This window comes from Flavobacterium sp. 9R (assembly GCF_902506345.1).
Classification (GTDB): Bacteria; Bacteroidota; Bacteroidia; order Flavobacteriales; family Flavobacteriaceae; genus Flavobacterium.
In genome coordinates this window covers 586,183-600,358 of sequence record NZ_LR733413.1, presented here as the reverse complement: position 1 = coordinate 600,358, position 14,176 = coordinate 586,183, and the positions used below count along the sequence as shown (strand labels likewise).

General features: G+C 35.4%; 16 protein-coding genes. 14 read left to right on the top strand and 2 right to left on the bottom strand.

Translation table 11 applies throughout. The annotated features are described in order from the left end of the window. Positions 1-306 precede the first annotated feature (306 nt). Both FLAVO9AF_RS02635 and FLAVO9AF_RS02630 read left to right on the top strand, forming a co-directional pair. Positions 307-846, top strand: a complete 540-nt coding sequence (locus FLAVO9AF_RS02635; protein ID WP_159683850.1) for a DUF6452 family protein — start codon at positions 307-309, stop codon at positions 844-846. After that, positions 818-1,651: a DUF6048 family protein gene (locus FLAVO9AF_RS02630; RefSeq protein ID WP_159683847.1), complete on the top strand. Its 834-nt coding sequence runs from the start codon at positions 818-820 to the stop codon at positions 1,649-1,651. Before FLAVO9AF_RS02635 ends, FLAVO9AF_RS02630 begins: the two co-directional genes overlap by 29 nt. A 302-nt stretch (positions 1,652-1,953) precedes the next feature. Here FLAVO9AF_RS02630 and FLAVO9AF_RS02625 read toward each other — a convergent pair whose 3' ends face one another. Then, positions 1,954-2,190 carry a hypothetical protein gene (locus FLAVO9AF_RS02625; protein ID WP_159683844.1) on the bottom strand — a complete coding sequence of 79 codons (237 nt, stop codon included), beginning with the start codon at positions 2,188-2,190 and terminating at the stop codon, positions 1,954-1,956. 22 nt (positions 2,191-2,212) lie between these two features. After that, on the bottom strand, positions 2,213-3,379 hold the full coding sequence (locus FLAVO9AF_RS02620; RefSeq protein ID WP_159683841.1) for a class I SAM-dependent RNA methyltransferase: 1,167 nt from the start codon (positions 3,377-3,379) through the stop codon (positions 2,213-2,215). 111 nt (positions 3,380-3,490) lie between these two features. On the opposite strand from FLAVO9AF_RS02620, the gene FLAVO9AF_RS02615 reads away from it, so the two are divergent. The 12 genes from FLAVO9AF_RS02615 (at position 3,491) to kduI (ending at position 14,172) form a co-directional block, all read left to right on the top strand. After that, a complete protein-coding gene (locus FLAVO9AF_RS02615; RefSeq protein WP_159683838.1) occupies positions 3,491-4,255 on the top strand; it encodes a class I SAM-dependent methyltransferase in 765 nt (254 codons plus the stop codon). Between the two features lie 67 nt (positions 4,256-4,322). Further along, positions 4,323-4,991, top strand: coding sequence for a ZIP family metal transporter (locus tag FLAVO9AF_RS02610; protein ID WP_159683835.1), 669 nt, complete (start codon positions 4,323-4,325; stop codon positions 4,989-4,991). 229 nt (positions 4,992-5,220) lie between these two features. Beyond that, positions 5,221-5,628 (top strand): hypothetical protein, encoded by a 408-nt coding sequence (locus FLAVO9AF_RS02605; RefSeq protein ID WP_159683832.1) that lies wholly within the window; start codon positions 5,221-5,223, stop codon positions 5,626-5,628. Positions 5,629-5,903: 275 nt separating this feature from the next. Next, a complete protein-coding gene (gene murQ / locus FLAVO9AF_RS02600; RefSeq protein ID WP_159683829.1) occupies positions 5,904-6,722 on the top strand; it encodes an N-acetylmuramic acid 6-phosphate etherase in 819 nt (272 codons plus the stop codon). A 34-nt stretch (positions 6,723-6,756) separates the two neighbouring features. Then, the gene (locus tag FLAVO9AF_RS02595) at positions 6,757-6,978 is read left to right on the top strand and encodes a DUF6095 family protein (protein ID WP_159683826.1); all 222 of its coding nucleotides are present in this window, start codon (positions 6,757-6,759) and stop codon (positions 6,976-6,978) included. Beyond that, a complete protein-coding gene (locus FLAVO9AF_RS02590; RefSeq protein WP_159683823.1) occupies positions 6,978-7,550 on the top strand; it encodes a pentapeptide repeat-containing protein in 573 nt (190 codons plus the stop codon). Before FLAVO9AF_RS02595 ends, FLAVO9AF_RS02590 begins: the two co-directional genes overlap by 1 nt. A gap of 14 nt (positions 7,551-7,564) precedes the next feature. Then, positions 7,565-7,933, top strand: a complete 369-nt coding sequence (locus tag FLAVO9AF_RS02585) for a DNA topoisomerase IV (protein ID WP_159683820.1) — start codon at positions 7,565-7,567, stop codon at positions 7,931-7,933. Between the two features lie 44 nt (positions 7,934-7,977). After that, positions 7,978-8,745 (top strand): TerC family protein, encoded by a 768-nt coding sequence (locus tag FLAVO9AF_RS02580; protein WP_159683816.1) that lies wholly within the window; start codon positions 7,978-7,980, stop codon positions 8,743-8,745. An 88-nt stretch (positions 8,746-8,833) separates the two neighbouring features. Continuing rightward, entirely contained in the window at positions 8,834-10,753 is a 1,920-nt protein-coding gene (locus FLAVO9AF_RS02575) for a DUF294 nucleotidyltransferase-like domain-containing protein (RefSeq protein WP_159683812.1), read from the top strand. Continuing rightward, positions 10,753-11,415 carry a PolC-type DNA polymerase III gene (locus FLAVO9AF_RS02570; protein ID WP_159683808.1) on the top strand — a complete coding sequence of 221 codons (663 nt, stop codon included), beginning with the start codon at positions 10,753-10,755 and terminating at the stop codon, positions 11,413-11,415. The genes FLAVO9AF_RS02575 and FLAVO9AF_RS02570 overlap by 1 nt, the downstream gene beginning before the upstream one ends. Positions 11,416-11,798: 383 nt before the next feature. Beyond that, positions 11,799-13,238 carry an MFS transporter gene (locus FLAVO9AF_RS02565; protein WP_159683804.1) on the top strand — a complete coding sequence of 480 codons (1,440 nt, stop codon included), beginning with the start codon at positions 11,799-11,801 and terminating at the stop codon, positions 13,236-13,238. Between the two features lie 97 nt (positions 13,239-13,335). Then, positions 13,336-14,172, top strand: a complete 837-nt coding sequence (gene kduI, locus FLAVO9AF_RS02560) for a 5-dehydro-4-deoxy-D-glucuronate isomerase (protein WP_159683800.1) — start codon at positions 13,336-13,338, stop codon at positions 14,170-14,172. The last annotated feature ends 4 nt before the right edge of the window (positions 14,173-14,176 follow it).

Here is a 14,176-nt window from a genome sequence, read left to right as displayed (position 1 = left end):
AATGGTTTCTGAGGTTTGTAACCATATAAGGTATTGAAGGGCATATAAGAGTTTTTCTTTGTGCGCTTTGCGTAAATCTTTGCGTACTTTGCGTTTGAATTTTTTAACCATAAAAGGTATTCAAGGGCATGTAAGTTTTTTCTTGGTGTGCTTTGCGTAAATCTTTGCGGTCTTTGCGGTTAGGTTTTATAACCATAGAAGGGCATATAAGATTGGATAATAAATAAAGAATAGAAATCACTTGAGGTATTTTGTAATCTTCAATTAATCCTTAAATGATTTAGCCGTATAAATAAATAGTTTTAAATGAAAAAAATAACGCTTTTACTGTTGGTGTTTTGTTTCTCTTTTTCAAGTTGTGAGAAAGATGACATTTGCGATGCCAATACGCCTACTACACCTAGAATGGTGATTAAATTCTTCGATATCAACAATCCAACGGTTGAAAAAAGCGTGACGAATTTGAAAGTAATAGGCGAAGGAATGACCGATGGTGTGATTTTTAATGCTACGGCTTCTGGAGAATCAAAATTCTTGGCGAATACTTCAAAAATTTCGATTCCACTGAAAACCAATGCCGCTACAACTACTTTTAGTTTTATACTAAATTCTGGTAGTACCAATGTTGCCTTTATCAATACGGATGTGATTAAATTCAACTATACGACCAACGAAGTCTATGTGTCTAGAGCTTGTGGTTTCAAAACCTTGTTCGAAATGGATGCAAATCCTCCATTTGAACACACGGATGGACCAGCTTCTGATACCAAGTGGATGAAAGTAGTCCAATTGCAAAAAACTAACATAAACAACGAAAATGAAACACACCTTTCTATCTTTTTTTAGTGGCTGCTTGCTCTTTTCTTTGTTTACCGTTCAAGCTCAAGAAACGACCACAACTACTACACCTCCAAAAGCAACCAATATCCTTCCTGCAAAACCAAAGCAAGAATTAGAAAAATTGCCTACCAAAAAAAAGGACACCGTTGTTCCTCCAAAATTCAATCGCTATGGTCTAAGAGTAGGTGCTGATTTATACAAACTGACCAGAGGTTTGTACGACAGTAACTATAAAGGAATTGAGTTGGTGGGAGATTACCGCATAACGAAAAAATATTTTTTGGCTGCCGAATTGGGTACTGAAAACAAAACCACCGAAGACGACCGATTGACTTCCACCGCCAAAGGTTCTTACCTAAAAGCGGGATTCGATTATAACGCATACGAAAACTGGTTGGATATGGAAAACATCATCTCGATTGGGATGCGCGCAGGTTTTTCGAGCTTTAGCCAAGAATTGAATAGCTACAAAATCTACAATCCTAATCCGTATTGGGGAGAAGTTCCTGTTGTGGTTGCAGGAAAAAATTACAGTGGTTTAACGGCTACTTGGGTAGAAGTTGTGGCGGGCGTAAAAGCCAAAGTATTCAACAACGTTTTTGTGGGTTTCAGTTTGCGATTAAACCGCTTAATTACCAACAAAACTCCAAGTGGATTTGATAATTTGTACATTCCAGGTTTTAACCGAACGTATAATGGTGATTTTGGCGTAGGTTTCAACTATACTGTTTCGTACTTTGTTCCGCTATACAAGAAAAAAGTACTTCCTGCTGAAAAAGCAAAAAAAGAAGAGAAAAAGCCGAAGAAATAGAAGGTAGAAGGCATAAAAAAAGCGTTTTTACGATTTGTAAAAACGCTTTTTTTATGCTTGAAATGAGCGATCAGTTCTATAACTGAAAACTATTACCACCCATTGGGTGAAATTATTTTTTACCACATAGAATCATAGAATTTATAGTTTTTAAAAGAAACAAATAGACGTTTTACTATTCACATAGCTCATCTATTGTGAGAAATAGTACTATTTCTGTTTTTTTCTATATTGATTTGCTATTAATCTATGGCTCTATGTGGTTAAGTTTTTATTTTATTTGAATTTCAGCCAACGGGTTATTACCCTATGATTCGAACTCCTTTAAGAAAAATCCAAGACATAAATAGTTTTTCGCCGTCTTTGGTTTTGGCTGCTTGAAATTTAGGTGCCAAAATTGTACCCAAAGCAAATGCTGTTAACGGAACCCAAAACCCAGTTAAACCTGTGTAGGTTCCTACTAAATAGCGAAAACCAACAAACAAAATGGCAAAACAACCCAATTGGTATAGAAATGCTCGTACTTGTAATTTCGTCATATTGAAAAAATTAAATTAAAATTTACTCTTTATTTTCGGTCTGAAACTTGGTTCTTTTACTTCCTTCGTACATTTCGTATTTCACCAAACGCGCTTCTAAACTAGCATTAAACAATTTGATTTTTCTGGAAGGTTTTAAACCGACAAATTTCAAAGCATCTAAATTCGCCGTAATAAACCACGCATTGGTACCTGGATAATTCTTCTTCAAGGTATCGCCAATACTTTTGTAGAATTCCTCCATGTGAATATCCAATCGCTCGTCATACGGCGGATTGAAAACCATATGCAATTTGCCTTCGGTCGTTTTTTCGGTATCAAAAAAGTTTTCTTCAGCAACCGTTACGTATTCGTCTAAATTGGCATTTTTGATATTGTCTTTGGCCTTTTGAACCGCACTTGGCGCTTTGTCATAGCCTTTTATCGTGTAATGAAACTCTTTTACTTTTTTCAATAAACTGTCCATGATTTGGTCAAACAAATCATTATCCCAGTCCTTCCATTTTTCAAAAGCAAATTCTTTTCGATTGATATTAGCAGGAATATTACAAGCAATCATTGCGGCCTCGGCCAAAAATGTTCCTGAACCACACATCGGATCCAAAAAGTGACCTTGCCCTTCCCAACCTGATAATAATAAAATACCCGCTGCCAAAACTTCGTTGATAGGAGCAATATTTGTAGCCGTTCTGTAGCCACGTTGGTGCAACGAATTTCCAGAAGTATCCAATGCTACGGAAACTTGGTCTTTGCCAATATGAACATTGATTCGTAAATCAGGAAAAACTTTGTCAATGCTTGGACGTTGACCCGTGCGTTCTCTAAACTGATCCACAATCGCGTCTTTACATTTTTGAGACACAAACTCCGAATGGTTAAAATGATCCGAATGCACCGTTGCATCAATCACAAACGTTTGATTGGCATTGATATATTTAGACCAATTCACACTTGCAATACCTTTATACAAAGCTGCTTCATTGGTTGCTCTAAAAGAATAAATTGGCTTTAACACCTTTAATGCAGTACGCAAAGACAAATTGGCTTTATACATAAATCCTTTATCTCCCTTAAAACTCACCATTCTAATCCCCTGCTCTACCTCTTGCGCACCCAATTGGCGCAACTCTTTGGCCAATATTTCTTCAAAACCAAAAAAGGTTTTGGCTATCATTTTAAAATTCTCCATCGTATGCTATATTCCAAGTATTAAATTCCAAACTCCAAACGGTTTGAAATAGTATATTTTCTGCAAAAATACACTAAATTTGCCGGACTTAAATTAAATGAAAACGAATAAATGTCTGAAGACCACAAACCCACTATAAACCACCAAGAGCCATCCACCAAAAATTGGTTTACCTCTTGGTTTGACACTCCTTACTATCATATCCTTTACAAAGAACGCAACTATCGTGAGGCGCAAATTTTTATGGATAATTTGACTCAGTATCTCAACTTACCTGATAAAGCAAAAGTCTTAGATTTAGCCTGTGGGAAAGGCCGTCACGCCATTTATTTGAGTCAATTAGGATACAATGTTTTGGGAGCGGATTTGTCTGAAAACAGCATTGCTGAGGCGAGCAGAAACAGCAACACTCATTTATCCTTTAAAGTGCACGATATGCGTGAACCTTTTGAAGAAAAATTTGACGCTATTTTCAATCTATTCACCAGTTTTGGCTATTTTGAAGATGAGGCTGATAATCTGAAAACTTTAATAGCCATCAAAGACAGTCTATCCGAAACAGGATTTGCTGTGATTGATTTTATGAATGTGAATCAAGTCATTGAAACCCTAGTTCCCGAAGAAGTTAAAACGGTAGACCAAATCGAGTTTCACATCAAAAGATATGTAAAAGAAGGACATATTTACAAAGAAATCAGCTTTGAAGACCAAGGGCAACACTATCATTTCACCGAAAAAGTAAGAGCTTTTAGTTTACAAGATTTTCAAGAACTAATGGACGAAGCTGGAATTTATCTGTTGGATATTTTTGGCGATTACAAGCTTAAAAAATTCCACAAAACAGATAGTGAACGTTTAATTATGATTTTTAAATAATTTTCTTGAGATCCATAACTTCAACCTTTAGATTTCAATATTTTCTAAACCCACTAAAATAAAAATAATGAATTACCTCTTGCCTTTAATTGCTGTAATCCTCGGGTATATCTTGGCATTAGTGATCCAGCCCAAAAAGAAATCCAACCTGAAACTTCTTTTGGCTTTTAGCGGTTCATTTTTGCTATCCGTTACAGTGATCAGTTTATTACCAGAGGTCTACGAAACCAAAAACACCACTATTGGTCTCTATATTATGTTGGGTATTTTGTTTCAAATCATATTAGAATTCTTCTCTAAAGGTGCTGAACACGGACACGTTCACGGTCATCAAACCATAACACACATTCCTTGGTTGTTATTCATAAGCCTTTGTATTCATGCTTTATTAGAAGGATTTCCTGTTGGCAACCACCACGATTTGGCCATCGGAATTGCTATTCACCACCTGCCAATAGCCATTATCTTGACTACCTTTTTTGTACAAGCACAACTCAACAAAAAAGCCATTTTTGCGTTCATGATTACTTTTGCCATGATGACCCCTCTGGGCACATTAGCCTCCAATTATATTCCTGGATTACAAGAATACACCACCGAAATCACCGCCATCGTTATCGGGATTTTGTTTCATATCTCCTCTACCATCATTTTTGAAAGCAGCGAAGGACACAAATTCAACGTGGCCAAAGTATCCATGATCATATTGGGAATTCTATTAGCAATACTATTGTAACTTATGTATAAAACCAACTAACATAATAACATATCACTAAATAAAAATATAAATTGATTTTAATCGCATTTCATCTGAACTTTAAGTATTTAAACTGATTTATTTTGATGTTATCTAGTATTTAAATTTATTTGAAAATAATTTAGAAACCAATTTGAGTAATCTCAATTGAATTCTATTATTTCTTAGGAATCAAATGTAACTGTAATTAATTTAAATACTTTTTATTATGTTTAGTTTGTTTCATAAAAAATCTAGAGAATTTTCAAAAACTGAAAGCCATATTTTTGGTATCATATCAGAATTATTGAAAAGAAACAGCACTGATATTCATTGTGATGAATTGGGCAGAAAATATTATTTGAGTAATGAAGATCATCATATCAGAGTCACTATTTTCAGTAACGATTATGTTATCAGAATTACCAACACCCATGACTCAATCGCTGAAAAATACGATGATTTTCTTATTAATAAATTAGTATTAGCAATAAAAGAAGAAAAGCAAAAGAGAATGGATTTAATTTGTGGCTCAATTTCAGATAGCATAGAAAATATGGCGGAGCGCTTACACAAAACATTAACCGAATCAGTAGAAAAGGATTCAGCAATTATCAAGATGCTAAAAACTAATTAATAACTAACACTTCAACATTAGTTTTTTATTTTTATTTCAAATTAGAATAGTTTTCCAAACCTTTTTGTACGTGTTAAGATGATGAAAACCTTGTTGTTTTTACCAATAATTTATTCCACACACACTACTATATTCTATACTAGACATCGATATACTGCTTGTCAACTGTCATTTTCAAAAGTATACCCTTCCCTCTACAAACTATTGAATTAATCATAATGACTCCTAAATTTTAATTAACTTTGGTGCTTCAAAATTTAGGCTAAAAATTCATTATGACCTTCACTAAAACCACCGAACAATCCTCAAAATACGAACATTTAGAAAAAATGTCGGTTCAAGAATTGCTACACAATATCAATCAAGAAGACCAAACAGTTCCTTTAGCAGTTGCAAAAGCTTTACCTCAAATCGAAACCTTGGTAAACGAAATTGCAGCCAAAATGAAACTTGGAGGACGCCTTTTTTATATTGGAGCTGGTACTTCTGGACGATTAGGTGTAGTCGACGCATCGGAATGTCCACCAACTTTTGGAGTTCCTTTTGATTTAGTTGTGGGCATCATAGCTGGCGGAGACAAAGCCATTCGAAGAGCTGTAGAAAATGCCGAAGATGACGCGGAACAAGCTTGGAAAGATTTACAACAATTCGACATCAATGAAAACGATGTGGTCATAGGTATCGCTGCTTCAGGCACAACTCCTTATGTAATTGGCGGTTTAAAAGCCTGCAACGAGAAAAAAATCAGTACAGGAAGTATTTCTTGCAATGCAGGAAGTCCGTTGTCACAAACCGCAAAATTCCCAATCGAAGTCATTGTCGGTCCCGAATTTGTAACCGGAAGTTCGAGAATGAAAGCAGGTACCGCTCAAAAATTAGTCCTCAATATGATTTCGACGGCTACTATGATTCAGCTAGGCAAAGTAAAAGGCAACAAAATGGTCGATATGCAATTGAGCAACGCCAAATTGGTAGACCGTGGCGTGAAGATGATTATGGGAGAAATTCCTGTTTCCTACGAAAAAGCATCCGAATTATTAACCAAATACGGAAGTGTTCGAAAAGCGGTAGACAACTTCAACCCTCAAAATTAAATTCTTACTTCTAACCTCCAACTTCTGACTTTAAATGGCAACCAATAAAGACTATTTATCCAAAGGAATCAAATATTTATCAGGAGCTTTGCCCTTACTCTTCCTTGGCCCGTCTATCATTTATAACGCCTTTATGAACCAACATACGAATTGGCATTATTTGGTGCTTGGCATAGGAATCATAGCTTGTTTGGCTTCGATGTACTTAATCTTTACAGGCCTTAGATGGATTATGAAAGCTTTATTCAACGACTAATGGAAAACCTAATTAACGTTCAAAAAACCTTTGACAAAGTCATCGCTGTTGATCAAAAAATAAACCATCGCGAGTTTGAAGATTGCGTGTTTAAAAACTGTGATTTTTCCAATAGTGATTTATGCAACAACACCTTTATGGATTGCGAGTTTATAGATTGCAATTTATCTATGGTGCAACTTGCAGCCAGTAGTTTAAAAACCGTTCGTTTCAAAAACTGTAAACTCTTGGGCATTCAATTTCAAGGATGTGACGATTTTTTATTCGATGTGGGTTTCCAAGATAGCGTGTTGGATTACGCGTCTTTTGCCAATAAAAAAATGCCGAAAACCCAATTTTCAGGGTGTTCGCTCAAAGAAGTAACTTTCATTGGGACACAACTGAACAATAGTGTGTTTGATAATTGCAATCTTGACCGTGCGATTTTTAATGATACCCAATTGGCAGGAGCCGATTTTAGAACCGCATACAATTACAGCATCGACCCCGAATTCAATCCGATGAAAAAAGCCAAATTTACTACACAAGGAATCGTAGGCCTTTTGGATAAATACGATATTAAAATTGAATAAAAACAGAACTAAAAATGAAAAAAATATACTACCTCTTGCCTCTACTACTTTTGATTTCCTGCTATAATGTAGAACGAAAATGCTCCGATTTTAAAACCGGAAAATTCAAATTTGAATACGAAGTAAATGGTGTCAAAAAAACAACTGTCTTTGAACGCAATGACAGCATCGAAATTGAGACTTTTGAAGGCAAAACAGATACAGCCACCATTCGTTGGGTCAACGATTGCGAATATGTAATCCAAAAAAAGCATCCAAAAAATATGGCGGAAGAAAAAGCCATACAAATGAAAATCCTGACTACAACAGCTAATTCTTATACCTTTGAATTCGGAATGGTAGGTTCAGATGCCAAACAAACTGGCACAGTAATTAAACTTTAGTTCATTATCCAAAAACATAAATATTAACTTTTAACAAAACCTAAATGGAAGTATTTCTGAATCCTGATGCTTGGATTGCCTTATTGACCCTAACTTTTCTAGAAATTGTTTTAGGGATAGACAATATTATTTTTATTTCGATTGCCACAGGAAAATTACCTGAAGAAAAACGTAAAAAAGCCACCAAAATTGGAATGTTTTTGGCTATGTTCATGCGAATCGCTTTACTATTCGGAATCAATTTGTTGATTCAGATGAAAAAACCATGGTTCACCATCGACTGGGGATGGCTACAAGCGGGCATTACTGGTCAAAGCATTATTTTATTGTTGGGAGGATTGTTCCTTATTTACAAAAGCACCAACGAAATCCGTGAAAAAGTAGATGAAAGGGGACATGAAGAAAAAGAACTCGGCAGAGCAGCAACCAAATCTTTCCAAAGTGTCATTCTACAAATCATTATGATTGATTTGGTTTTTTCTTTCGACAGTATTCTTACTGCAGTTGGGATGACCAATGGCGTTCCTGGTGCAATTTACATTATGATTACTGCTGTAATTGTCTCAGTTTTCATTATGATGCAATTTGCTGTTCCGGTAGGTAATTTTGTAAACAAACACCCTTCTATTCAAATCTTAGGTTTATCCTTTTTGATTTTGATTGGCTTCATGTTATTAACAGAAAGTGCGCATTTATCCAATGCATTAATCTTTGGAAGTCACGTCACGCCAGTACCTAAAGGCTATTTGTACTTTGCCATTTCATTTTCTCTGTTCGTCGAAATATTGAATATGAAAACCAAAAAGAAATAACACCAAAAATAAGCTTCCAAAACTGGAAGCTTTTTTTATGCGTCTATCTCCCTTTTTAGTACATTTCAAAACAAGAAAAATTGCTATAATGAAAAATACCATTTCACAGAGAGTTGCGGATTTTTTAAAAAATTATCCACCTTTCAGTTTTTTAAACTTAAGAGAAATCAACACCTTATCTGAAGAAGTTTCTATTATTTATAAAGAAAAAGACAGCATTGTTTTTGAAGAAAATGAAGCCGCACACGATTCATTTTATGTAATCCATAAAGGCGCTGTTGCCTTAAGAAAAGGAAGCAAAAACGAAATCATCAATATTTCAGATGAAGGTGACCTTATTGGTTTAAGACCACTCATTACACACGAAAATTACAAAATGGAAGCTCGTGCTCACGAAGAAAGCATCCTCTATGCTATTCCGAGTGACTTGTTCAAACCTTATGCCTTAAAAAACAAGGATGTAGCAAATTTTTTAATTGAAAGTTTTGCCTCAAATACCGAAAATCCTTATTCTGAAAGCCATCGCGGCAAGCTTTATGGCGAAGTAGTCAATGAAGAAATTTTGGGCGGTAGCCAAAAGCTTTTGGATTTTCAACCTGTCAAATACTCCAAAAAAATAATTACTTGTACGCCATCAACACCTGCCAATAACATTGCCGAGATGATGACCAAAAAAAATGTGGGCGCTATTTTGGTTATTGAAAACGAACTCCCCATTGGTATTGTAACCGACAAAGATTTAAGAAATAAAATCGTGACGGGAGCCTTTCCTATTACAGCTCAAGCGGCCTCAATAATGAATAGCCCTGTGATTACGTATCCCAAAAAAATGACAATCACGCAAGCGCAAATGGCTATGATAAAAAGCAACATTAGCTATTTGTGTTTGACTAAAGACGGAACTCCTAATACCAAAGCAGTTGGTATTCTCTCCAAACACGATGTAATGGTAGCCATTGGCAACAATCCAGCCGTACTCATCAAAGCCATCAAAAGATGTAAAAAAAGCAAAGAAATAAAGCCAATTAGGCAAAACATAATGCGTTTGTTACAAGGATATATTGACCAAAATATCCCTATGACGCTTACTACAAAAATCATCACCGAATTGAATGACGTATGCATACAGCAAGTCATCAAACTTTCGCTAAAAAAAATGAAAACTTCTCCTCCAGTTGCTTTTTCTTGGCTGGCGTTGGGAAGTCAAGGCAGAAGTGAGCAATTGTTGCACACCGATCAAGACAATGCTTTGGTCTATGAAGATGTCCCTGAAGAGAAAGCCTCAGAAACTAAAAAATATTTCTTAGCATTGGCCACTCATGTCAATAAAGGATTGTTTGAAATTGGATACGATTATTGTCCCGCAGAAATGATGGCTTCTAATCCTAATTGGTGTTTGAGTGTATCCGAATGGAAAAAGAAAGTACTGCACTGGATAACCAATACTGGCAAAAATGAAGTCTTATTATCCTTTATCTTCTTTGATTATTCGTTGACTTATGGTGATAGTAAAATTGTAAATGAATTATCTGACTATATTTTTGAAACGATAAAAGCCAATCCAGTATTTTATCTGCACTTAGTTAGTGGTGCTTTGCAAAGTCCCTCACCTACTGGTTTCTTTAGACAATTTTTAGTAGAACAAGACGGAGCGAACAAAGATACCTTCAACATCAAAAACAGAGCCTTAATGCCACTTGCCGATGCCGCACGACTATTAATTTTATACCACTCTGTAAAATCAATCAGCAATACCGCAGAACGCTTTGAAAAATTAGCTGAGTTAGAACCTAACAATCGAGAACTGTATTTGTCTTGTGCTTATTCCTATAAAGCCTTACTGAAATTTAGAACCAAACAAGGTCTTTTGCATAATGATTCAGGACAATATATTGCTTTGGATTCCCTAACCAAACTCGAAAAAATAAAACTCAAAAATACGTTTAAAACCATTAAAGATTTGCAAGAACTGATTACCGTTCGATTTAATGCCTCAAACATATTATAATGAAAGATTTTCTTAAAAAAATAGTGCCTTTTATTAAATCAAAGCGTTTCAGTACAAGTACTCCAACCGAAAAAAAATGGACTATATCTGCAATTGAAGCCACACGAATTGTAGTTCTTGATACCGAAACTACAGGATTTGATTATTTACAAGATTGCATTTTATGTATTGGCGCCGTTTCGTTACAAAACAATACGATTTCGCTGAAAGATAGCTTTGAAGTATTCATAGAACAAGATCATTACGATCAAAATAGTGCTAAAATTCACGGAATATTAAAACAATGGATTTTGGAGCGTCCCACTGAATTAGAAGCCTTACAACAATTCTTGGAATATCTTGGTGATGCCATTATTGTAGCCCATCATGCCTATTTTGACATTGGAATGATCAACAAAGCGCTAGAAAGAAATGGGCTTCCCCGACTAAAAAATAAAAGTTTAGATACAGCAACATTGTATAAAGAAACCTTGCTAAAATCAAACTTATTAGAGAAAAAGGACAACTACAGCCTTGATGAATTGGCTGATAAATTTGATATTTCAAAAAAAGACAGGCATACTGCAATGGGCGATGCGTATATTACTGCTATTGTTTTCCTTAAAATCATCCATAAGTTAAAACACAACAAAGATTTTAACTTGAATGATTATTATAAATAATTGAAGTGACTAAAAGTTGAAACTTCCTTTACCCTTTCTACATCGCCCTATAAGTGTAACAAAAAGCATTTACAATTGCTATTTTGCTATTACAACATAGAGTACTTATTACACTAGCAGCTTACTTTACCCCTTATTCCTTGCTTCGAAGAATAGTTCGATTTTTTTTCTTTTTAAAAAGTATGCATCGAAATATCAAAGCCACTTACAAAAATGCATCATTTACCTTTTAAAAAAGCATTTTATTACATATTACTTAAAAATTAATCAAAAGTTTTATTGCATCAAAAAAAAAGTAACCAAAAAATTGTATTTATAAAAATATAATCTATTTTTGTGTAATCGATTACATTAATTATTATAATCCAATAGGCAATAAAAATATGAGCAACACTAAACTAGGAAACTACCGTTGGAAAATTTGCAGTTTACTATTTTTCGCAACCACCATCAATTATTTAGACCGACAAGTACTTTCGTTGACTTGGAATGACTTTATTGCTCCAGAATTTCATTGGACGAATAACGATTACGGCAACATCACTGCTTTATTCTCTATATTTTATGCAACTTCCTTACTTTTTGCAGGAAGATTTGTGGATTGGTTAGATACCAAAAAAGGCTTTTTATGGGCCATTGGAATATGGTCATTTGGAGCTTGTATACATGCTTTTTGTGGAATAGCTACTTCTGGAATAATTACAGGGAACTGGTTGGTAGGTTTTGAAGGAGCAAAAGAAGCGATCAAAACAGTAAATGACACCGCAATGGTAATCAATGTAAGTGTCTATTTATTCATTTTTGCTCGATTGATTTTGGCCATAGGCGAAGCTGGAAACTTTCCTGCAGCCATTAAAACAACCGCTGAATATTTCCCTAAAAAAGACAGAGCCTTTTCTACTAGTATATTCAACTCAGGAGCCACTGTTGGTGCATTGGCAGCACCAATTACCATTCCGTTTATCGCCAAATCCTTTGGATGGGAAATGGCCTTTATCATCATTGGAGCATTAGGATTTGTTTGGATGGGATTTTGGGTTTTTATGTATGATAAGCCCGAAAAACACCCAAAAGTTAGTGCGGCTGAACTTGAATACATTCAACAAGACGATATTGCCGACAGTAAAATTGTAGGCTACATTCCTGAAACAAGCACAAAAGTTTCCTTGACAGAATGTTTCAAATACAAACAAACTTGGGCTTTTGCGTTTGGTAAATTCATGACCGATGGGGTTTGGTGGTTCTTCTTATTTTGGACACCGGCTTACCTAAGTTCTGTATATGATATGGATGCTACAGAAGCTGCATTACCTTTATTTGTGTTATACATGATTACCTTGTTATCAATTATTGGAGGATGGCTGCCTACGTTCTTTGTAGAAAAAAAAGGAATGAATCCCTACGAAGGCAGAATGCGTGCCATGTTAATTTTTGCGTTTTTCCCGTTATTAGCTTTAGTTGCACAGCCTTTAGGCTACATCAGTTATTGGATTCCTGTTATCATTATTGGGATTGCGGGAGCCGCACATCAATCGTGGTCGGCCAACATTTTTACTACGGTTGGCGATATGTTTCCAAAAAAAGCAATTGCAACCATTACAGGAATTGGTGGATTAGCTGGTGGATTGGGATCTACACTAATCAATAAAGGGTCCGGAATGTTATTTGATTTTAGCAAAGATACCAATATGGTGTTTATGGGTTTCAAAGGTATTGAAGCTGGTTATTTCATCATTTTCTCTATTTGTGCCGTAGCTTATTTAATTGGTTGGAGTGTAATGAAAACATTAGTACCCAAATACCGCCCTATCACTGATTTATAATAGAAAAGAAATATTATTTTTTAAGATTATCGAAAAAAGAAAACGAATTTCACATAACTTTTATACTTTTGTGTAATCGATTACAATTTAAAATACCATGACAAAATACAGCTCTAGATACGCTTCAAATCCAAAAGCAGTAAAACAATATGATACGAAACAATTAAGAGATGAATTCTTGATCGACAACCTTATGGAAGAGGGAGAAATCATACTAACCTATTCTCATTACGATCGCTACATTGCAGGTTCTGCAGTACCTACAGTTCCTTTAAAACTTGAAACCATAGACCCACTAAAAGCCGACTATTTCTTACAAAGAAGAGAAATGGGAATCATCAATGTGGGTGCCAACGGAACAATTGTAATAGACGGTACTAGTTATGAATTAGGTTTCAAAGACGCGCTTTACATTGGCAGCGGAAACAAAGATATCTTCTTCAAAAGTGAAGACCCCAAAAAACCCGCTAAATTTTATATCAATTCGGCACCTGCACATACTAGTTATCCCACCAAAAAAGTAAGTTTGGCTGAAGCCAACAAACTTGAATTAGGCAGTATGGAAACCGCCAATCACCGTACCGTAAACCAAATGATCATTGGCGGTGTGGTAACTACTTGTCAGTTACAAATGGGAATGACCGAATTAAGACCAGGAAGTGTTTGGAATACTATGCCAGCACACGTACACGACCGCAGAATGGAGGTGTATTTTTATTTGGATATTCCAGAAAACCAAGCCGTTTGTCATTTTATGGGAGAACCGCAAGAGACAAGACATCTTTGGATGCAAAACCATCAAGCTGTGATTTCTCCACCTTGGTCCATTCATTCGGGTTCAGGAACAAGCAATTACTCCTTTATTTGGGGAATGGCGGGAGAAAATTTGGACTATGGCGATATGGATGTTTGCAAAATCACCGATTTAAGATAAATAC